Origin of the sequence: Coprococcus sp. AF16-22 (assembly GCF_003461545.1) — a bacterium.
Taxonomy (GTDB): Bacteria; Bacillota; Clostridia; order Lachnospirales; family Lachnospiraceae; genus Coprococcus; species Coprococcus aceti.
Window position 1 is genome coordinate 21,662 of record NZ_QTXH01000010.1, and the last position, 19,135, is coordinate 40,796.

General features: G+C 45.1%; 19 protein-coding genes and 2 tRNA genes. 5 read left to right on the forward strand and 16 right to left on the reverse strand.

Annotated features, from left to right (window positions below; all coding sequences use genetic code 11):
• Positions 1-4: 4 nt before the first annotated feature.
• Genes DWW60_RS10710 through DWW60_RS10720 form a run of 3 tightly spaced genes read right to left on the reverse strand, consistent with a single transcriptional unit; the run spans position 5 to position 2,232 of the window.
• Positions 5-385, reverse strand: coding sequence for a RidA family protein (locus DWW60_RS10710; RefSeq protein WP_015533429.1), 381 nt, complete (start codon positions 383-385; stop codon positions 5-7).
• A gap of 42 nt (positions 386-427) precedes the next feature.
• Positions 428-1,477, reverse strand: a complete 1,050-nt coding sequence (locus DWW60_RS10715; RefSeq protein WP_308936789.1) for a CvfB family protein — start codon at positions 1,475-1,477, stop codon at positions 428-430.
• Positions 1,478-1,512: 35 nt separating this feature from the next.
• Entirely contained in the window at positions 1,513-2,232 is a 720-nt protein-coding gene (locus tag DWW60_RS10720; RefSeq protein WP_055280077.1) for an acyl-[acyl-carrier-protein] thioesterase, read from the reverse strand.
• 145 nt (positions 2,233-2,377) lie between these two features.
• On the opposite strand from DWW60_RS10720, the gene DWW60_RS10725 reads away from it, so the two are divergent.
• A tRNA-Gln gene (locus tag DWW60_RS10725) sits at positions 2,378-2,450 on the forward strand.
• 219 nt (positions 2,451-2,669) lie between these two features.
• Here DWW60_RS10725 and DWW60_RS10730 read toward each other — a convergent pair.
• Positions 2,670-3,521, reverse strand: a complete 852-nt coding sequence (locus DWW60_RS10730) for an amidohydrolase family protein (RefSeq protein ID WP_015533432.1) — start codon at positions 3,519-3,521, stop codon at positions 2,670-2,672.
• 143 nt (positions 3,522-3,664) lie between these two features.
• Here DWW60_RS10730 and DWW60_RS10735 point away from each other — a divergent pair, with 143 nt between their 5' ends.
• A complete protein-coding gene (locus DWW60_RS10735) occupies positions 3,665-4,405 on the forward strand; it encodes an N-acetylmuramoyl-L-alanine amidase family protein (protein WP_117875353.1) in 741 nt (246 codons plus the stop codon).
• Positions 4,406-4,479: 74 nt separating this feature from the next.
• On the opposite strand, the gene DWW60_RS10740 is transcribed toward DWW60_RS10735, so the two are convergent.
• The 7 genes from DWW60_RS10740 to DWW60_RS10770 form a co-directional block, all read right to left on the reverse strand.
• Positions 4,480-5,577: a GGDEF domain-containing protein gene (locus DWW60_RS10740; protein WP_117875354.1), complete on the reverse strand. Its 1,098-nt coding sequence runs from the start codon at positions 5,575-5,577 to the stop codon at positions 4,480-4,482.
• 129 nt (positions 5,578-5,706) lie between these two features.
• Positions 5,707-6,279, reverse strand: a complete 573-nt coding sequence (locus DWW60_RS10745; protein WP_055274042.1) for an indolepyruvate oxidoreductase subunit beta — start codon at positions 6,277-6,279, stop codon at positions 5,707-5,709.
• Between the two features lie 2 nt (positions 6,280-6,281).
• Positions 6,282-8,024 (reverse strand): indolepyruvate ferredoxin oxidoreductase subunit alpha, encoded by a 1,743-nt coding sequence (iorA, locus tag DWW60_RS10750; RefSeq protein WP_117875355.1) that lies wholly within the window; start codon positions 8,022-8,024, stop codon positions 6,282-6,284.
• A 175-nt stretch (positions 8,025-8,199) separates the two neighbouring features.
• Positions 8,200-10,038: a vWA domain-containing protein gene (locus tag DWW60_RS10755; protein ID WP_117875356.1), complete on the reverse strand. Its 1,839-nt coding sequence runs from the start codon at positions 10,036-10,038 to the stop codon at positions 8,200-8,202.
• A gap of 118 nt (positions 10,039-10,156) precedes the next feature.
• Complete coding sequence (locus DWW60_RS10760; protein WP_117875357.1) at positions 10,157-10,867, reverse strand: hypothetical protein; 711 nt, start codon at positions 10,865-10,867, stop codon at positions 10,157-10,159.
• Positions 10,864-11,382, reverse strand: a complete 519-nt coding sequence (locus tag DWW60_RS10765; protein ID WP_015533439.1) for an RNA polymerase sigma factor — start codon at positions 11,380-11,382, stop codon at positions 10,864-10,866. The genes DWW60_RS10760 and DWW60_RS10765 overlap by 4 nt, the downstream gene beginning before the upstream one ends.
• A gap of 89 nt (positions 11,383-11,471) precedes the next feature.
• Positions 11,472-12,413 carry a hypothetical protein gene (locus DWW60_RS10770; RefSeq protein WP_117875358.1) on the reverse strand — a complete coding sequence of 314 codons (942 nt, stop codon included), beginning with the start codon at positions 12,411-12,413 and terminating at the stop codon, positions 11,472-11,474.
• A 181-nt stretch (positions 12,414-12,594) separates the two neighbouring features.
• On the opposite strand from DWW60_RS10770, the gene DWW60_RS10775 reads away from it, so the two are divergent.
• A complete protein-coding gene (locus tag DWW60_RS10775; protein ID WP_015533441.1) occupies positions 12,595-13,314 on the forward strand; it encodes a GTP pyrophosphokinase in 720 nt (239 codons plus the stop codon).
• Positions 13,315-13,438: 124 nt separating this feature from the next.
• A tRNA-Arg gene (locus DWW60_RS10780) sits at positions 13,439-13,512 on the forward strand.
• A gap of 124 nt (positions 13,513-13,636) precedes the next feature.
• On the opposite strand, the gene DWW60_RS10785 is transcribed toward DWW60_RS10780, so the two are convergent.
• The 3 genes from DWW60_RS10785 to DWW60_RS10795 form a co-directional block, all read right to left on the reverse strand.
• Positions 13,637-14,065 (reverse strand): hypothetical protein, encoded by a 429-nt coding sequence (locus DWW60_RS10785; protein WP_004853714.1) that lies wholly within the window; start codon positions 14,063-14,065, stop codon positions 13,637-13,639.
• Between the two features lie 71 nt (positions 14,066-14,136).
• Positions 14,137-14,904: a hypothetical protein gene (locus DWW60_RS10790; protein ID WP_055147939.1), complete on the reverse strand. Its 768-nt coding sequence runs from the start codon at positions 14,902-14,904 to the stop codon at positions 14,137-14,139.
• 139 nt (positions 14,905-15,043) lie between these two features.
• Positions 15,044-15,991: a hypothetical protein gene (locus tag DWW60_RS10795; protein WP_243002951.1), complete on the reverse strand. Its 948-nt coding sequence runs from the start codon at positions 15,989-15,991 to the stop codon at positions 15,044-15,046.
• 230 nt (positions 15,992-16,221) lie between these two features.
• Between DWW60_RS10795 and DWW60_RS10800 the strand changes: the two genes are divergently transcribed.
• On the forward strand, positions 16,222-16,452 hold the full coding sequence (locus tag DWW60_RS10800; protein WP_117875359.1) for a hypothetical protein: 231 nt from the start codon (positions 16,222-16,224) through the stop codon (positions 16,450-16,452).
• 64 nt (positions 16,453-16,516) lie between these two features.
• Here DWW60_RS10800 and sstT read toward each other — a convergent pair whose 3' ends face one another.
• Together sstT and DWW60_RS10810 are read right to left on the reverse strand one after the other, a co-directional pair.
• Positions 16,517-17,767 (reverse strand): serine/threonine transporter SstT, encoded by a 1,251-nt coding sequence (gene sstT, locus DWW60_RS10805; protein WP_015533446.1) that lies wholly within the window; start codon positions 17,765-17,767, stop codon positions 16,517-16,519.
• A gap of 246 nt (positions 17,768-18,013) precedes the next feature.
• Positions 18,014-19,129, reverse strand: a complete 1,116-nt coding sequence (locus DWW60_RS10810; RefSeq protein ID WP_117875360.1) for a 5-methyltetrahydropteroyltriglutamate--homocysteine S-methyltransferase — start codon at positions 19,127-19,129, stop codon at positions 18,014-18,016.
• Positions 19,130-19,135 lie beyond the last annotated feature (6 nt).

The following is a 19,135-nucleotide window of genomic DNA, read 5'->3' on the forward strand; positions in this document are numbered from 1 at the left end:
ACGCTTACTCTACTGTAGCGATGGCTTCTATCTCTATAAGCACATCCTTAGGGAGTCTTGCAACCTCCACGCATGAACGTGCAGGGAAATCGCTTGTGAAGAAGTCCTTGTAAATATCATTTATCTTGCCAAAATCATTCATATCCTTGATAAATACTGTTGTCTTCACTACCTTATCCATAGATGAGCCTGATGCCTCTATGAGATTCTTGAGATTGCCGATCGCCTGTCTTGCCTGTACAGTGACATCTCCCTCAACCAGTGTATTTGTCTCAGGATCGATAGGTATAACTCCTGATGTAAAAAGCATTCCATTCACGAGAACCGCCTGTGAATATGGTCCTATTGCCGCTGGTGCCTTTGGTGTACTTATTATTGTCTTCATGTTTTGTTCCTCCTGTTTTTTACTATTATATATGATGAACTATTACTCCTCATCCATCTCGCTCAGCTCCGCCATGAGAGCCTTTCTGTTGTTGCGCCTTCCGCCATTGCTTCTGGTGAATTTCACAGTGCCTTTTCTGTCTGGCACGGGCTCCGGTGACCGTCTGGATACCGGCTTCTTCGTCTCAGGCTTTGCACGCTTCACAACATCGGCTTTGGTTGTTCCTTTTTTCGCAAGCTCTGCCCGCTCTTCCTCGGACAGTATCTCAATGTTCTTCTCTGTGATCCTTATCTTACCGTCCTTGAGGAGCTTGCCAACCGCCGTCTTAAATGCTCTCTTGCTTATTCCAAATTCCTTCTCTATCACCTTTGAATCTGCCTTGTCATTGAACGGGAGCACTCCATTATATGAATCGATGATATTCAATATCATCTCTGCATTCTCCCTGATCTGCATCTTTATCGGCTTCTGCATGGTGAGGTTCAGCTTGCCGTCTTCCCTGACTGACGCAACCCTGCCCTCAACGTGGTCGCCGGCATATATGGCACTGTGTATCTCCTTCTTCGGGATAAGTGCTGAATATTTGTTGTCCACAGCGACAAATGCACCATACTCGGAGCTGTACTCTATAACTATTCCCGATATAGCATCTCCCTGCTTATATGGGGAATTGCTGCTCAGATACTCATAAACCTTCATGGACACACACAGTCTGTCCGATTTGTCAGTGTACATTCTGACCAGATATTCATGGTTCTCTCTCACCGGGCCAACCTGCTCCTTAAACGGAAGCAGAATATCCTTTTCAAGTCCCCAGTCCATGAATGCACCGATCTTGGTAGTTCCCACACACCTGAGAACAGCCATCTTACCCATAGTTATATATGGAACATTCACAGTTGCAATGAGTCTGTCGTCAGAATCCCTGTATATGAACACGTTGATGTGCTCGCCTGTCTTTATGCCATTCGGAACCTGCTTTCTCGGAAGAAGCACCTCACTGTCAGAATCCGCACATCCAAGATACACACCAAATTCCTTTTCTCTCTTTACTATAAGATCATTCCATTCGCCTATCTTTATCATCGTCATACCGTCCTCTTAATTTTTTCTGTCGACACAGTATATCATATATCCTTACTGCTCCGTTCAAACTGGACAACACACCTTGTCCTGTCCTCTTCATCTGCCAGGATTATCTGAACATATCTGTCGTCAATAAACCTCTTTACTACTATAACATCATCTTTCACATATTGCATCTTATATTCCGCTCTGACTGCAATAATATCCGCAACATCATCCACGTATTCCTGGGCAAGAGCAATATACGCTTCATTATTCATATGATTGTTGGAGTCTATCTGATAAGACATGACCTTTCTGGTATCTATAGTCTCCGCATCGCCCAGCAGTTTTACCTTGCGCGGCGCATACTCCATGTCTATGGCAGGCTCCATCGGATATGCGTCTGACACCTCTTTGTCTATCTTGACAGGTCTCAGCCTCTCGGTGTCCATATAGCTCCAAATGGATGCCGCCTTAACTATGCGTTCTCCATTCTCGTCCAGTATATCTATATTTCTGAATCCCAGAGATGCCTTGAAATCATATGCCCACGTCCTGACCTTGATCTTCTCTCCCATCGCAGGATATCTGACCACCTCTATCTGCCAGGAAACCAGGAACCATGCTCTGTGGTGTCCTGCCAGATAATCCAGCCCTATGCCGACCTCCTCCGACTGCAGTATAGCACAGTCCTGGAAATAGTTCGCTATGGTCGCCATGTTGGATATCTTATTTCCACCAGTCTCACTATACCTGACTATCGCTTCATATGAATACATTACGCCACCTCCATGATGCTCATTTTACTATAATTTTATACCCTATTTAGAGGGCTATCGCAAGCTGAAAAATTTTTTGAAATTTTTTTAAAAAAGTGCTTGCATTATTCTGAGCTTTAGTATATACTACCATTTGTTGAGGCAATGGGCTATCGCCAAATGGTAAGGCACTGGACTCTGACTCCAGCATTTTCAAGGTTCGAATCCTTGTAGCCCAGCTATTAAGACTTGAGATTTATCTCAAGTCTTTTTTATTTCATAAACCGCTTCATATAATGATACTTACAGTGGGCAGTCCGCTTCACAGCACATAAAAAAGACATGTCGTTAGGCTCCGACATGTCTTTCGTGTATTACTATCTGTGAAAAATTTCATTGGCGTAACAAAAATGTAACACATTTTTAAAACATTATCAATAGGTTTTCGCGTATTTTTTCTAAAAATTCAATTTCAATCCAAGCAATTTTCGCGCATTATTCTCAAATATATTGTTTTTGTCCACATCTTCCAGATCAAGGGCCTCTATGTCCGCACATGACTGTTCCTGATCAGACCATGGGCTGTCCGTTCCGAACAGGATCTTGTCAGACCCGTGAGCTGCCACTATCTTCTTAAACATGTCACCATCAAGAAGCTGCCATCTGTGCGATGCCCCCTCCCGCCAGTCTATCTGTCCATAGGAAAATGCCGTGTCAAAATACACATCTCTTCCGCAAAGTCTGTTCAGCACGTCATCCCACATCTGCCATCCACCCATATGGGCAAGCACAAGCTTGTCAGGCCCAACCTCATCCAGCACCTCCTCCGCCATTGCAGGAGTGCAGTGAGTCACATCAGGAAGTCCTATGTCTGTTCCCGCATGTGTCACCACGATAAGCCCAAGCTCTGTGGCATAGCTGATTATCCTTTTATATCTTATATCGTTGAAAAAAGCCCCCTGGTAGTCAGGATGGATCTTTATCCCCTTCAGACCTTTGTCGCATATATCCCTGAGTATCTCTTTGTAATTGTCATTGTCGGGATGTATCCCTCCAAACGACCACACATGTGTCTCTGAAAAGCGCTCATTCTCCTCAACTGCGAATTCATTTATATGCTTATATTGTTTCGGAGACGTTGCCACCGGAAGTACCACAGACACATCCACATGTCTGCTCCTCATGTCATTCTCCAGTCCGTCAAGTGTGCCATCCGAATGTGCCCTTGTACCGGATCTGCTCTCCAGAAGCCCTACCGTCTTGGCTGCTATCCTGTCGGGATACGTGTGTGTGTGAAAATCTATTATCATAAATATTCCTCCTGTACATTTATACTGCGTAAGCGCAGAACACCTCTGCTGCGGCCATGCTGTTCACGTTCTCCATATCCACAGTTGAAAAACATCGGATTTTGAGGTATCTTTATCAAAGATATTTCCACGAAGGAGAAAACATGAGCAAACGAAAAAAGAAAATGACGCTGAAACAGATGCGTTCCCTCGTCGTCTTTTTGGTCGCCATAAACATCATACTATTATTGTGCATACTTGTCATGGGATTTTTTCTGGCAAAGGCACAGATCACCAAGGGGAAAGGACAGACTGTCATGCTCCAGAAGGCCAACGACACATACACGGTGTGTGTGGATGCTGGTCATGGAGGAAGCGATGTAGGCGCTGTGGGACTTGACGGAAGCTACGAGAAGGACGACAATCTCCGTCTTGCGCAGGAGGTTGCCAAAGCCCTGAAAAAGAGCGGCGTCAACGTCATAATGACCAGATCCGACGACAGCGACACACAGCTCGGCTCCCGTTCAAAGATAGCAAACAAGGCCAAGGCTGATATCTTCGTTTCGCTACACCGCAATTCAACAGCCAACCCAAACACCACAAAGGGCATTGAGATATGGATACACAGCTCAGGATCTGAGCGCAGTTATGCGGCCGCAGATGACATTCTGAGCAATCTCGAGGAAGTTGGTATAACCGCCAACCGAGGGGTGCGAATCGGAACCCAGGGAGACAGCGATGATGACTATGCGGTCATCAGAGACACCGATATGACAAGCATGATCGTTGAGATGGGCTTCATGACCAACCAGGACGATCTGGACTATTTCAATGAAAATCTTGAGAACTACGCCAAGGCAATATCCAACGGTGTGGTTCAGTGGCTGAACGATTATGTCCAGTAACGCCGGACATATCATAACATTTGAATAATTCCATAAAAAAATAACACATTGAGCACAGCCCAATGTGTTATTTTTTATTCACTTATAACTGTTCTGTTTCTTCCTGATTCCTTCGCCTTATAGAGTGCTGAATCCGCTCTGTTGAACCATGCCTTGGAACTCTCTCCCTTGGTGTACTCAGCGACACCACAGCTACAGGTTATTCCATCCTTGTTCATAAAGTGGAAATAGTAGCATCTGAACTCTGTTCTTATGTCCTCAACAACATTCATGACCTTGGACAGTTCCACATCATGGAACAGTATCACGAACTCCTCACCGCCGTATCTGAAGGCAAGTCCCATATCCTTCGACTTCTCCTTCATCATCTTACACAGCGCCTTGATAACTATATCTCCATTGCTGTGGCCATATGTATCGTTGACTTCCTTGAAATGATCTATATCAAATATGGTGACATAGGACTTCGCCCCAGTCTGCTCCACATTCTCGATCTCCTTATCAAGGCTCTCCTCAAATGATCTTCTGTTGTACAGACCTGTCATCGGATCAACCATAAGCTCACTCATCAGTGTTACCTGTCTGTTGTAGCTTCCGGCAATCGATTCCATAAGTGCCTTCGTGTGCTTGTTGACGACCATAACCATCGCACACATAACAGATACTACCAGTATGTATATGAGCAGTGCTCCAACCCAGTTCATCTGTGTGGCAAGCTCACCGACATTCAAATGTAATCTCACAACATTGATGACCATGAGTGCAAGCACCGCAACTCCCGACCATACCGTCAGCTCCTGATCTGCAAATAACGCCGTGGCAATTATGGTGACACACGGAATAAGTATAAGCGGGTATATGGTGCAATATGTAAATGCTATAACACCGACACATACATATATCATACCTGTCACGACATAATTCTTGTGCTTTATGTCCGCCTCATCGTGCTTCATATAAAAATAGCAAATTGTGATCGCTATAGCCTGTACTATCATCGGCAGCACGATATACTTTACTATATATGCGCCTGCTCCTATGCTCTTATCTACTCTGTATACTCCAAATAATATCCATGAAATAACAAAAGAAATACTGCATATAACTATCATCATACGCCATACCAGCATATGCCATCTTGCGTCAATCTCATCCTTGTTAATATCATTCATGTGTACGCACCCCGCAAACCATCATATGTGTTGATTTTACCATATGAGGGTCCTTTTTTCCACCATTAATCAACAAAAGACGGACTTTTTTTATGCCAAAATCCGTCTTTTGTACTAAAAATCGTCAAATTACTTAAGGTTGTAGCCAACCTCAAATGCCTCAAGATTCTTCTCCACTGTCTTAGGTGGAACTGTGTTCTTGATAACCTCAACCCATGCATCATGTGAGAAATCCATGTGCTGTGCTGCGATTCCTATGATGACTGTGTTGAATACCTTGTTGTTGCCAAGCTTCTTGGCCTCGTCCATGGCATCAACTGAGATAACCTTGTACTTGCCGCTGAGCTCCTCGATGATTCCATCAGGATACTGTGCTACGCCTGTAACTACAGTGATAGGATCTATTCTCTGGTCATTTACGATGATAACTCCATCCTTCTTCAGGAAGTGTGCATATCTGAGTGCCTCAAGTCTCTCAAATGCTATGAGGACATCTGCACATCCCTCTTCCACGATAGGCTCATTTACCTTCTCACCATATCTTACATATGTAACAACACTTCCACCTCTCTGGCTCATTCCGTGAACCTCTGAGAGCTTTACATCATAACCTGCTGCCGTGGTGATTCCACCGAGTATACGGCTTGTGAGAAGTGTTCCCTGTCCGCCTACGCCGACGATCATAATATTCTTTGTCTCCATGATTAGAACTCCTCCCTTTCTATAGCATCGAACTTACAACGCTTCATGCACAGTCCACAGCCTGTACAGAGTGTGTCATCTATACGGATGGTTCCATCCTCCTGCCTGATAACTGCAGGGCATCCAGGCTTTAAGCACATACCGCACTTCTTGCACTTCTCAGGTATTGCCTTGCATCTTCCTGTTATCTTAGTCGTCTTCAAGAGTACACAAGGTGACTTTGTGATGATGACTGATACCTCATCCTTTGCTGTCTCCTCCTTGATGAGCTTCTTAAGACCTTCTATATCAAATGCATTTATCTCATGGACGTTCTGGATTCCCAGTGCCTTGCAGAGATTGTAAATATCAATGGCATATGTAGGATCTCCCATCAGTGTCTTACCTGTTGCGGCGTGATCCTGATGTCCTGTCATACCTGTTGTCGAGTTGTCAAGTATGATGACTGTTCCTGTGCTCTGGTTGTATACCATGTTCATGAGTGAGTTCACACCTGTGTGAAGGAATGTTGAATCACCTATGACCGCTACCCAGTTCTTGATATAATCCTTGCCCTTTGCCTTCTCCATTCCATGAAGGGTAGAGATGGATGAACCCATGCAGACTGTTGTGTCAATAACACTGAGCGGTGCGACAGCTCCGAGTGTGTAACATCCGATATCTCCTGCAGCGTGGATCTTCAGCTCTGAGAGGACTGAGAATACGCTTCTGTGTGGACATCCTGGACAGAGGATAGGTGGTCTAGCTGGAACCTGAGCAGCCTCGACTGTCTCTACCTTCTCGCCGAGAAGCTTCTCTCTGAGCATATTTGCGCTGTACTCACCCTGAACTGTAAGCAGCTCCTTGCCGACTGCATCTATTCCCCATGATCTGACCTGAGTCTCGATATGTGGCTCAAGCTCCTCGATGACATACACCTTGTCTACCTGTGCACAGAAGTCCTCGATCATCTTTCTTGGGAGTGGATTTACCATGCCAAGCTTTAAGACTGATGCGTTTGGCATAGCCTCTCTGACATACTGGTAAGGGATACCGCTGGTGATGACACCCACACTCTTGTCTCTCATCTCAACTCTGTTGATCGGCATGTCAGCTCCGTCTGCTGCCATGTCCTTGAGTCTCTGCTCTACAAATACATGACGTGGTATAGCGTTACCAGGCATCATGACATATTTCTTTATATTTCTCTCATATGGCTTGTCAGGAATCTCCTGTCTGTCACAGAGCTCTACAACGCCCTGTGAGTGTGAGAGTCTTGTGGTTGTACGGAGCATTACAGGAGTATCATACTTCTCACTCAGCTCAAATGCATACTTTGTGAAATCCTTTGCCTCCTGGCTGTCTGATGGCTCAACAACTGGGATCATGGCTGTTCTTGCTACAAGTCTTGAATCCTGCTCATTCTGTGATGAGTACATTCCAGGATCATCTGCTGCAACAAGTACCATACCTCCGTTCACACCTGTGTATGCTGCGGTGAACAGCGGATCTGATGCCACGTTCACACCTACATGTTTCATCGACACTATTGATCTCACTCCCGCAAATGATGCACCGATCGCTACCTCTGTGGCTACCTTCTCATTTGGTGACCACTCTGAGTAGATATCTCCTTTGTACTGCACCATGTTCTCACTGATCTCTGTACTTGGTGTTCCAGGATATGCCGCTGATACCTTGACACCCGCTTCATAACAGCCTCTGGCGATGGCTGCGTTACCAAGCATAATCTTTTTTTCGCCCATGAATCTTACCCTTCCTGTCTATATTGATATTCTTGTTTTTATTTTTTCGTCTTAATTGACACTCTAATTTGTTATTATACAAGAATTATCAATAAAATAAAAGAGTTTTATACAATGTGATTACAAAGTGTGATTACAAAGCCATATCGAACAGCTCCTCTTATCGACATTTTTCCTAGTCAGTTATATTCTGCGTCTGACGTACCATGTCTGCAAAGCCCTGCCACTGCATATCGATAATATCGCCACTGCCGGCTGAACTGTCCACCTTACCGCCAACAAGAGCCATAACCATATCAAAATCTGCAGAACCCACATACTCACTGTTTTTGAGGATCATACCATAGGCCGCCACGGCACTTGCCGCACTCATGTCAACGGACATTTCGCTGCTGTAGCTGTCAGTCTTCACCACACGGCTCACAAGACTGCTCTTATCCCCATCCGGCTCCTTGTATCTTACGTTCACTGTCGCAAGCTCACCGGTATAGTCCTCTGCGCTATCAGACTTATCCTTAACGTCTTGTGATGCAGTCTCCGATGTATTTGCCTGATTGGAATCCTGTCCGTATTTGTGCTCGGCTGCAGGCACATCGAAGTCTGATCCCGCAGGCACTATCTCATAGAGCACCGTCACCATATGTCCTGCGCCTATCTCGCCGCCGTCCACAGCGTCATTTGCAAAGTCCGCATCCGCAAGGGCGCAGTTCTCATAACCTATCTGCCTGTAACCCTTGACATTTGCCGGATTGACCTCTATCTGAAACTTCACATCCTTGGCAACGGTGTTCAGAGTTCCGCCCATCTCGTCCACCAGCACCTTCTTTGCCTCATACGCAGAATCTATAAACGCATAGCTTCCATCACCATTATCAGCAAGAGCCTCAAGCTTGTTGTCCTTCAAATTGTCCGTTCCAAACCCAAGCACGCTGAGAAAAATGTTGTTTTCCTTCTTCTCCTCGGTTATCAGATCCACAAGGTCGCTCTCACTGGTAAGCCCCACGTTCAGATCCCCGTCCGTTGCAAGTATGACACGGTTGTTGCCTCCCTCTATAAAGTTCTTCTCCGCCAGCTCGTAAGCTGTGATGATGGCATCTCCGCCGTTGGTACAGCCCTCGGCTGTCATACTTGAAAGCGCCTCATTTATCGTGTACTGCTCTGAGCCGGATGTGCCCGAGAGCACCACCGTATCCTCACCCGCATATGTGACTATGCTCACCTTGTCGTTCTCATCCAGATTCTCCGCCAGCATGGCAAATGACTGCTGCACGAGTGGGAGTTTGTTATCTTCATACATGGATCCCGAGGTGTCGATCAGGAACACCAGATTTGAAGGCTTCTTGTCTCCAAAATCTATTTCATCCGTGTTGATTCCAACCATCATGAGCTTTGTGGCCTTATTCCACGGGCAGTCCGAATATTCTGTGTATATGGAGAACTTCTCTCCATCCTCAGGCTTCCTTCTGTAGTCATAGGTAAAATAGTTCAGCATCTCTTCTATTCTCACCGCTCCGTCCGGTGGGAGACAGCCTGACTCTATATACGACCTGACGTTGCTGTATGATGCCGTATCCCTGTCCGCCGCAAATGTGGAGAGAGGTCTGTCCGATGTGGATACAAATCCATTCTCCGCCACGCTGTCATACTCTCTCGTATCGTAGGCGATCTCTGTATACATAGAATTTGAAGTATCTGTCACCATCGCTGTATCTCCATCGACTGTTGCCACATCACAAGCTTCCTCCGCATACATAACATCATTCGACGTACTGTTGAATATTCCACTCAAGCCATTGTCCTGCAACGACTTCTTTTTTTGCTTACTTTCTTTTTCCCTGTACTTTTCTGCGATCCCTGTTATCTCTGTCTTATCCCCATTTTGTTTTTCAAGGCGCATTCCCCTGCCATCTACTGCATCATCGTTACCACAGCCCGTAAGACCTCCTACCATCATAACCCCTACCATAACTGCGCATATGGATCTTGCAAATATTTTTGAATTATATTTCATCATAAAAAATCCCTCCGTAATATGAATTTCAAGCTACCGGTCAAGCTTTATATTCTATATACGAAGGGATTATTATTTTTTATGGTAATTTCTGTATTTTTTAATTTTTGATTTGTTTGTGCTATTCTGCCCTCTCAAATCTGTACCAGTTGCCCTCAACCTTCACTACAAGGCTGCCATCATCACACACAATGTAGGCTGAGTTTCTGGATGGGTTCATGTCAAAGTTGACCTCGCCGTCATTTGCCGGCACGCCATCGGTGTAGCTCTCAGCGTAGGCCGCTTTGCTCTCATCCACGCTGTCAGCATCGACCATGTCGTATGTGTCCCTGTAGAGCACACCATCCAACATGATCATGGGGATATAGTCAGCACTATTCACAGAATTCTGAGCATCAGTATTTCTCTGTACATCATAACTCGCCGTGGCGTTTTCTGCCATTTCAGCAGCATCGCTTTGAATATCGTCTGCCGCAGCCGCGTCACTTTCTTGTGCATAATAACTTTCATTCGAAGTCACCTTCACACTGTTGTCCTGCGCTGTCTTATCGCTTGCCCTCTTACGGCTGTTCCTTAACGGTCCGGCTACGATCAGCACACACACCACTGCCGCTGCCACAAGACCGGAAACGATCTGGATGGTTCTTCTGTTCCTGTCTTTACGGTCTTTCTTGACTCCAAACTTCTTATCTCCAGATTTCTTATCCTGCACCCGATGCGCATCCACCGCATCAAGTCCTGCCTCTATTTTTCCCCAGAGATCAGGTGCATCCATATTCTCTATATATTTGTCAGCTATTTCCTTTTCCAGTTCATCTTCATGTCTGTTCATAGTCTGCACCTCCTAAGTCTCTTAATCGCACTGTTGTAAAGCCACGTGACTGTTCCCATCGGCTTGCCAACTATCTCTGATATCTCTCTGAAGGTAAATCCTCCAGCCACCTTCATATCAACTATCTCCCGCTCATCAGGCTTAAGCGACTCCATGGCCACCTTCAGTGACACGCTGTTCACAACCTGTTCCTCCATGCTGCCACTCTGCCCAGTCTCCGGTATCTCATCCACCAGAGCCTCACGGTCTATCTTCCTGATCCTGTCCACCGCCATATTCCGGGCGATCGTGACCAACCATTTCTTATGTCCATTTCCCGGCTTATAGCTTCCCGCAATGCTATACAGCTTGATGAAGAATTCCGATGTCACATCCTCAGCCTCCTCGCGCTGTCCTATGGTGTCGTACACCACAGCATATATGAGCTTCAGATACGCATCATATATGTGCCGCAGGCTATCCCTGTCGCCCGCCGCCATCGCAGACATGCACTGTTCAAATTCTCTGTCTGTCATAGCTCCCTCCTCATGATAATATACGTTATATCAACTGATTTTTATGGAATGTCATTTAACTTTTTAATCTTTTCCGCCTATTTACAACATCATATCTTCCGCATGGCGGCAAATCCCATCACGTAATTTTTCCTGCCACCGGCCGTGTCAAATGGCCATACCATATGGCGGCTGTCAACCAGCTCCACGTCGTAGTTCATATGAAGCGACATATCCTTCATGAGCTGTGCCACACCTTCTATGTGCTCCACCGACTTCATCGTCTCCACATCCCGCCTGTCAAATGCATTTGCAAGCTTCTCTGCGCATGTCTGATCCTCACATGCAGCGACCTCATATCCATATATGAGGACATCCTTTGTCATATGGTACATGTAGTCATTGAGTCTCTCCACCGCCGCCTCGTTCAGCCCCGAGATGGCACTGCTTATGAGTCTAAGATCCTCGTCATGATAATTGTCCCTGTAGTGGTAAAGCAATGCCGCAAATCTGGAATTGAGCTGGCTGTGAAGCCCGACCGCCACACTGTAATCAAATATATCAAGATACCTGTCGGTGTCATTTACTATATCCCCAGGTTCCGTTCTGCCAATATATTTACCGGAATTGGCAGTCGCTATGCCTGTCAGGAACTCAAGTATATGCTCGGTGTCCTCACAGTCCTCAAGCATCGCCTCATACAAGCGGTACTGGTCATCGTCTACATGCCAGAATGGAATATCCGCTATTATATAATCCTGTTCCTTCAGCCCATATTCCCTGACTGCCGAAAGCACAGCTTCCCTGTCTCTGTCTATGAGCACCAGCCTGTAATTATCTGCCAATCTTCCTATATCTATATCGCCGGCCGGCCCTATTCCCCACAGTGCAAGCACAGGCTTTGAATTCGCTGCATCTGCATCCTGCCCGGATTCTTTTTTTACCCGGCAGTTATTTTCTATATATTCCGTCACCTCACGTCTGTACTGTTCCCATCCCACATAGGAATCCGGTATACGCTCCATGGCGATCATCTCATCAAAATAGCTCATTGTCTTCTCCTGACTCTGTGAACTGACAAACAAAGCAAAAGGATTATGCCTGTCAGTATTTATTGATCATTCACAGGTATTTTATAAAATTTTATTTTTAAGCACAAGTGGAATGTAGTATAATACACATAGTTGTGCAACAGGACACACCATTCCAGTTTTTTTACATTTTGGAGGAGTTATGGAATCAATACAGACAAACGCTCTGAACAGCAAATACATCAATTCACTCCTGCGCCCGGAGGAAAATCCTTTCATGCAGGAGATGCAGAGTTTTGAGGAGATCATGATGATGTATTCATGTGCCATCAGAGAGGTGAAGACAAAATTTGAAGTGCTGAACGATGATTTCAGCGTAAGATATAAGAGAAATCCTATAGAATTCATACAGTCAAGGATCAAAAAGCCTGTCAGCATTGCCAAAAAGCTTGCAAGCAAGGGCTGTCCGGTTACATGTGCAAGTATACTGAACAATCTGGATGACGTCGCCGGAATAAGAGTCATCTGCCCATTCATCGATGACATATACATGGTGGCAGAAAAGCTCATAAGTCAGGACGACATCACCCTGATCGAGGCAAAAGACTACATATCGCATCCAAAGCCAAATGGCTACCGCAGTCTGCATGTCATAGTCGAGATTCCTGTGTTCTTCGCAGACCACACAAGGAATATGCGTGTGGAGGTACAGATCAGAACAATCGCGATGGACTTCTGGGCGAGCCTAGATCACCAGCTCAGATATAAGAAGGATATCCCGAACGTAGACATGATATCCGCAAGACTTAAGAAATGCGCAGATGTGATATCCGCAACAGACCTTGAGATGCAGTCCATCAAGAACAGCATATATGGTCAGAGGTATATTCCTGAACTTAAGAGAGAATCACCTGAAGAATAACTACAGTTATTTATTACTGATATTTTTCAACCTCAGGTTGAATGAAAAAATTGAAATATTTGCAACTTTTTATTTGACATTTGCTCAAACCTGTTGTAATATAACTGATGTTGTTAATCAACATGTGTGCATAGCTCAGCTGGATAGAGCACTTGGCTACGGACCAAGGTGTCGGGGGTTCGAATCCTCTTGCGCACGTGACAGAAGCTGTCTGAATTATTTCAGACAGCTTTTTTGTTTCATCAAAACTACTTTATAACAGCCAAATATTATTCATAAAAAAAGCCAGGGGTGCGGCTATAAGCTTTATTTACATAAAGTGCTACTCCCTGCTCCCCAGATATTCTTCCACCTTCTCCGGCGTATCCAGTCTCAGCCGTACAATAGTCATCATGATCATGTATCGCAGGACTTCCTTTAATATCTCTTCGTCAAACTGCGACTTCATATTTTCCGGATACGCATGTACGAGAAAATGCACATTGTAGGCATCGCCCTGTCTTGAGATAAATGCACTCACATAGAGGCCATTCATGACCGCTGTTATGATGTCGTCATCCGTGATCTGTATATTTATCTTATACATCTTTGATATAAACTTTACCGTCTTGTCTTCTTTTACGAGAAAACGCCTGTCTGTAATCTCTCCTATGGAAAAGTTCTGTTTATGGAGTGTTATCGCCTGCAGGAATTCTGATTCCCTGTCATTCTCAATTATATAATCATATATATCATTCGGTGTGTATGCCATATTGTTCAAGTTATCCTTTCATCTATTTGTCTATATGCTAAGCGCTTTTGTCTATCACTCGTCCGGAGTCGTCACGTCACACTGCCCATCGTAAGTCCGATCACAAATACCACAAATGCACCAATCGTAAGCACATACCACTCGATAACACGGACTGTAAGTTCCCAGTCAGACGGCTCAACATCATACAGGTTTCTCACCCTGGGCCACATGGCCAATCTGAAAAGTTCATCTGGAAACAGCATACTTACGACCGCAATGATGCATATAATGATTCCGAATATATATAATACTATATTTCCTCTGTTTGTAGTCTGCGGACCAGTAATAAACTTCACTATTTCATAAATATCCGGCGGATTTGCATAATAATCTCCTAAAACCACATCAAACTCGTTGGTCATCGTGCCGTCCGCATTGTATACCATGTATCCATCTTTTGAGACAGCGCCTCTAAAAAACACCTTATCACCCGCCATGATCTTTACTCCGATATAATCATCAGATGATAACATGCCGTTCTCCGTCCCTGCCGGTATGGCAGAATAATCCTCCATCCAGCTATATGGTCCATATGTTACGTCTCTATACCCATCTCCTGTAAATCGATGATAACACTTAAATTCTATGCTCTGGTCATCATATACTATGATACTTGTATGTCCATCTGTATATGTCACATTTCCCTGTTCTTCTTTTCGGGTCAGAAAGTCACCCCTGAATTCTATTCCCTTTATGGACATTATAATCGGATAAATTATGGAAAATGCTATGATCATTGCCACTATAATGCTCATCAGAACCTTTTGCGTCCTGGATAAATTCTTTATTCTCTCCATATACATTTCCCCCTTCGATCAGGAATTTTCTGTTATCTCCACGAGCTACGAAACATACTCTGCAGATTTCAAATACATATCGACTGCCTATATTATCCTCCCATGCTATCCGCAGCCCCTGACTACTGCCCGCGCGCGCCTAGAACAGATCCAGCGTATTGTCAAGATATATCTCTTCTCTTACCCTCAGCTGGTACTCTGGCTTTGTCATATAGTATAGCAGAAATTCCAGCACTATGGCACTTCCAAGACCTCTTCCCTCTATCTTGAAATTGGAAAATCCCATCGGCAGGCAAATGTTCCTTATATCATCTATACCTATAAATCCCGGATTCTCCATCGCTTTTGAGAAACGATAGCCACCTGCTGCGTTCGGCGATGTACAGCGGTGAATTGATTTCTCACCGAGAGCCATACGGCTCACATCCTCATAGCAGGCTTTCCTGTCCTGACAGGAGAACCAACAGCATTCGTTGCACAGGAATTCCACCTTGTCTTTCTGCTTTTGCGTAAGCGCCCCCAGCCTGTCAAATGATTTGTTCAGCCGGAAATCCGGCACAACATATCGGAATTCATCCCGGTCAAGCTCTGCCGAAAACTGGTCAAAGTCCGTAATGACCTTTGTTGTAGATGAAACCATATACAGCCCCGGATAATTCTCCCGAAGATAGTCGAGCAACAGATCCGAATGGACTATGACACCGTTTTGAATATCCCCCTTCTCAAACGCTCTGCACAAATCATTACACCGTTTATCCGCAAGATTTTCCGGTCTTAACAATGAGTTGCTGAAGGTCAGCCTCGCCGATATTCCATACTCACTCATAAGCTCCAGCACATCTCTGGCACCGCTGTCACCATATCCCACTCTGCCACCGCCCCAGAGGCAGTCACCCGGTGCGCCATACACCGAGCCGATATCACACCAGTCGTAAAAATATTCCCTGTGCTCACGGTATAGTGGCAGGAATACCTTGTACAGCTCGTAGAATTCAAAAAGTCCGGGCAGATGGTAATGTGCCTTGTATTCTGTTTTGTTATTACCTGTCTCTGGCTTTGATCTGCCAGACAATGGCTCATTCCCCATAGTGTTCATTTTCCTGTTTTTCTTTCAGTTCTCATATGTTATCTTAATTTCCGCATACTGTCTACAATTATATAAAAGTTCTTCATCTGTTGCAAACCATGTTTAGGATATTGTATATTTGAAAGAGTCATCGACCACCCAAAGATCAAAAAGAGGAAGAATGTCGATGCGGAGCTGGATAAGTTTCTGTAGGCAATACAAACAAACTGCAACGGAGGTTATTATTTATTATGGGGAATACATTCAGGGAAGTTAAGTGTTTCAAATGCGGACACATTTTTATGTGGCAGAAAGATGGTATAGAATATCAGTCTGAATATCGTCTGGAAAGCACCAGCGAACTGCTGGGAATTGCGGCATGTCCTAAATGCGGAACGGATATGTTGGTAATTCCGCATGTTCTTGAGGGAATCTCTAAAGATTCAAATGGAATTGTGGAATCAGGGATACGGGGAATATAAAGACAAAAACAACCGGGTATGTTTCTTCCTGAACATGCCCGGTTATTTTTTATATGGGAATATCCTACTCATCTGGATTCACGATGGCGCCTATCTTAAACTCTCTGCCGTCCTTTTGCCACTGTCTGTACTCCGCTGTAGCGGCAAAGAGTACATCTCCCGATGAGTTGATTGCCGTCTCAAGTGAATCCTGGACCACTCCGATGATCATTCCGACAGCAACAGCCTGCATGGATATATCCTGTGGGATTCCAAACAGCGAGCACGCCATAGGAATGAGCAACAGCGAACCTCCCGCAACACCTGAGGCACCGCACGCGCCAAGGGTTGCCATAAGACTGAGCATGAGTGCTGTCGGAACGTCAACCGACACTCCCATGGTATTTGCAACGGAAAGCGCCATTATAGTTATAGTGATGGCGGCACCATCCATATTGATGGTCGCGCCAAGCGGTATGGATACCGAATACACATCCGGGTCAAGTCCAAGTCTTTTGCAAAGTGACATGTTCACTGGGATATTTGCCGCAGAACTTCTGGTGAAGAACGCCGTCACACCTGACTCTCTGAGGCATCTCCACGCAAGTGGATATGCATTTCTCCTTAAGACGATAGTCGCAAGGAGCGGATCTACGATCAATGCAACCATAAGCATGGCGCCCACAAGCACAAGCAACAATCTGCCATATTCCTTGAATATCGACAATCCACTCTCCGATACTGTCGTGAACACAAGTCCCATGATTCCAAATGGTGCGCACCCGATGATCCACCTCACGACGGTTGATACCGCATCCGATATGGATACAAGTGCAGATTTTATAGACTTGCTTGTCCGTCGCATGGCAAGTCCAAACAAAAGTGCCCATGCAAGTATGCAGAGATAATTTGCGTTGAGTATCGCATTTACGGGATTATCGGTGATGTTGAGCAAAAGATTCTGGAGGACCTCCATGATTCCCGATGGGACGACATCCGCCTGATATGATTCAAGGTCCAGTGTCATGGTTACAGGAAAAATAAAACTTGCGCTCACCGCCACTATCGCTGCGCACAGCGTGCTGAGCATATACATGATCGTCACCATACGGAACTGCTGGCCATTTCCCTTTCCTGCATTTGCAATTGAGCTGATGACAAGGGCAAACACCAGTATCGGCGCAATTGCCTTGAGCGCCCTGACGAACATGGTTCCGATCAGGCCTATTCCCGTTGCCCCCGGCACCAGAAGTCCCAGCACCGCACCGATCACTATTCCAACCAATATCTTCGCGATCAGCGACACCCTATTCCACATCTCTACAATCTTTTTCATGAATCTAACTCCTAACTATATCTATATTTCTGCTTTTTAACATACATTTTCTTTAGCATTCTTCTTTCTCAGAAGAAGTATCCTCACGAGCAAAAGCACTGGGAATATAACTCCCGCAAGGATTCCGCGTTTCTTAATAGTATCATATATCGATCAGGCTTGTATATAACAGATTTCATAACACAAAAAGCGGCGAACAGATTCTTGCTTCTGTTCGCCGCCACTTCACTTTTATAATACTCTATTTTATGACCATACTTCCTCTGCTATCTCCTTAACGAGCTTGAGCTTTGCCCACTGCTCTTCCTCTGTCAGCTTGTTTCCGATCTCACAAGATGCAAATCCACACTGAGGGCTCAGGCATAATCTGTCAAGTGGTACATACTTTGCAGCCTCATGGATCCTTGCAATGACCTTCTCCTTATCCTCAAGAACCGGAGATTTCGTTGTGATAAGTCCGAGCACGACCTTCTTGTTCTCTGAAACCTTTGCAAGAGGTGCAAATCCGCCCGATCTCTCATCGTCATACTCAAGGAACAGCGCATCTACATTCTCATTTGCAAATACATAATCTGCAACTGTGTCATAAGGACCGCTTGTGAAGAATGTTGAGTGGTAATTTCCTCTGCAGATATGTGAAGTGATGACCATATCCTCCGGCTTTCCTTCAAGGGCAAGATTGTTCACTGCAAGCAGCTCCTTCTTGACATCCTCAAGTGATATTCCAAGCGACCTATATCTCTGCTTTGCTGCATCCCCCACTATGGCTCCCCATGTACAATCGTCAAGCTGCAGGTTTCGGCATCCAGCATCATAGAACTGCTTAATAACATCCTGATAAGCCTTTCCGATATCCTGGATAAGCTCCTCATTTGTAGGATAGAACTTCCTTGTGTTTGCAATATTGTCAGGTACTATCATCTGCTGGAATGTCTGTGCAGGAGCCGGTATCGTATACTTTGCAACTGTATTCTCATCCTCGAACTGCTTTAAGAACTTGAAATATTCAACAAATGGATGAGCCTTTGCCTTTATCTTACCTACAAGATACGTATCATCAAGAACCGCAAGCTCTGCATCGAATTTCACACCATTTCCAGTGTTCTCATGGGCAACTCCATCAAGTCCCCACATAAAGTCAAGATGCCAGAATGTTCTTCTGAACTCGCCATCTGTGATCGCATGGAATCCAAGTTCCTTCTGCTTTGCAACGACCTTGGTAATCTCCTCATTAACAACTTTGTCGAACTCCTCCTTGGTGATCTTTCCGTCCCTGTATGCTGCCTTCGCATCCTTGAGTGCCTGTGGTCTCAGAAAGCTTCCTACAAAATCGTATCTGAAAGGTGTCTGTAATTTGCTCATATGTCT

Excerpts from the sequence above, each read along its gene's own strand:
- DWW60_RS10770 (WP_117875358.1), bottom strand. The coding sequence starts at position 12,413 with ATGAGCTATTTTGATGAGATGATCGCCATGGAGCGTATACCGGATTCC.
- DWW60_RS10800 (WP_117875359.1), top strand. The coding sequence starts at position 16,222 with ATGGGGAATACATTCAGGGAAGTTAAGTGTTTCAAATGCGGACACATT.
- DWW60_RS10790 (WP_055147939.1), bottom strand. The coding sequence starts at position 14,904 with ATGGAGAGAATAAAGAATTTATCCAGGACGCAAAAGGTTCTGATGAGC.
- DWW60_RS10745 (WP_055274042.1), bottom strand. The coding sequence starts at position 6,279 with ATGGAGACAAAGAATATTATGATCGTCGGCGTAGGCGGACAGGGAACA.
- DWW60_RS10775 (WP_015533441.1), top strand. The coding sequence starts at position 12,595 with ATGGAATCAATACAGACAAACGCTCTGAACAGCAAATACATCAATTCA.
- DWW60_RS10760 (WP_117875357.1), bottom strand. The coding sequence starts at position 10,867 with ATGAACAGACATGAAGATGAACTGGAAAAGGAAATAGCTGACAAATAT.
- DWW60_RS10720 (WP_055280077.1), bottom strand. The coding sequence starts at position 2,232 with ATGTATTCATATGAAGCGATAGTCAGGTATAGTGAGACTGGTGGAAAT.
- DWW60_RS10785 (WP_004853714.1), bottom strand. The coding sequence starts at position 14,065 with ATGGCATACACACCGAATGATATATATGATTATATAATTGAGAATGAC.
- DWW60_RS10765 (WP_015533439.1), bottom strand. The coding sequence starts at position 11,382 with ATGACAGACAGAGAATTTGAACAGTGCATGTCTGCGATGGCGGCGGGC.
- DWW60_RS10740 (WP_117875354.1), bottom strand. The coding sequence starts at position 5,577 with ATGAATGATATTAACAAGGATGAGATTGACGCAAGATGGCATATGCTG.
- DWW60_RS10755 (WP_117875356.1), bottom strand. The coding sequence starts at position 10,038 with ATGATGAAATATAATTCAAAAATATTTGCAAGATCCATATGCGCAGTT.
- DWW60_RS10730 (WP_015533432.1), bottom strand. The coding sequence starts at position 3,521 with ATGATAATAGATTTTCACACACACACGTATCCCGACAGGATAGCAGCC.
- iorA (WP_117875355.1), bottom strand. The coding sequence starts at position 8,024 with ATGGGCGAAAAAAAGATTATGCTTGGTAACGCAGCCATCGCCAGAGGC.
- sstT (WP_015533446.1), bottom strand. The coding sequence starts at position 17,767 with ATGAAAAAGATTGTAGAGATGTGGAATAGGGTGTCGCTGATCGCGAAG.
- DWW60_RS10735 (WP_117875353.1), top strand. The coding sequence starts at position 3,665 with ATGAGCAAACGAAAAAAGAAAATGACGCTGAAACAGATGCGTTCCCTC.
- DWW60_RS10810 (WP_117875360.1), bottom strand. The coding sequence starts at position 19,129 with ATGAGCAAATTACAGACACCTTTCAGATACGATTTTGTAGGAAGCTTT.
- DWW60_RS10795 (WP_243002951.1), bottom strand. The coding sequence starts at position 15,991 with ATGGGGAATGAGCCATTGTCTGGCAGATCAAAGCCAGAGACAGGTAAT.
- DWW60_RS10715 (WP_308936789.1), bottom strand. The coding sequence starts at position 1,477 with ATGACGATGATAAAGATAGGCGAATGGAATGATCTTATAGTAAAGAGA.
- DWW60_RS10710 (WP_015533429.1), bottom strand. The coding sequence starts at position 385 with ATGAAGACAATAATAAGTACACCAAAGGCACCAGCGGCAATAGGACCA.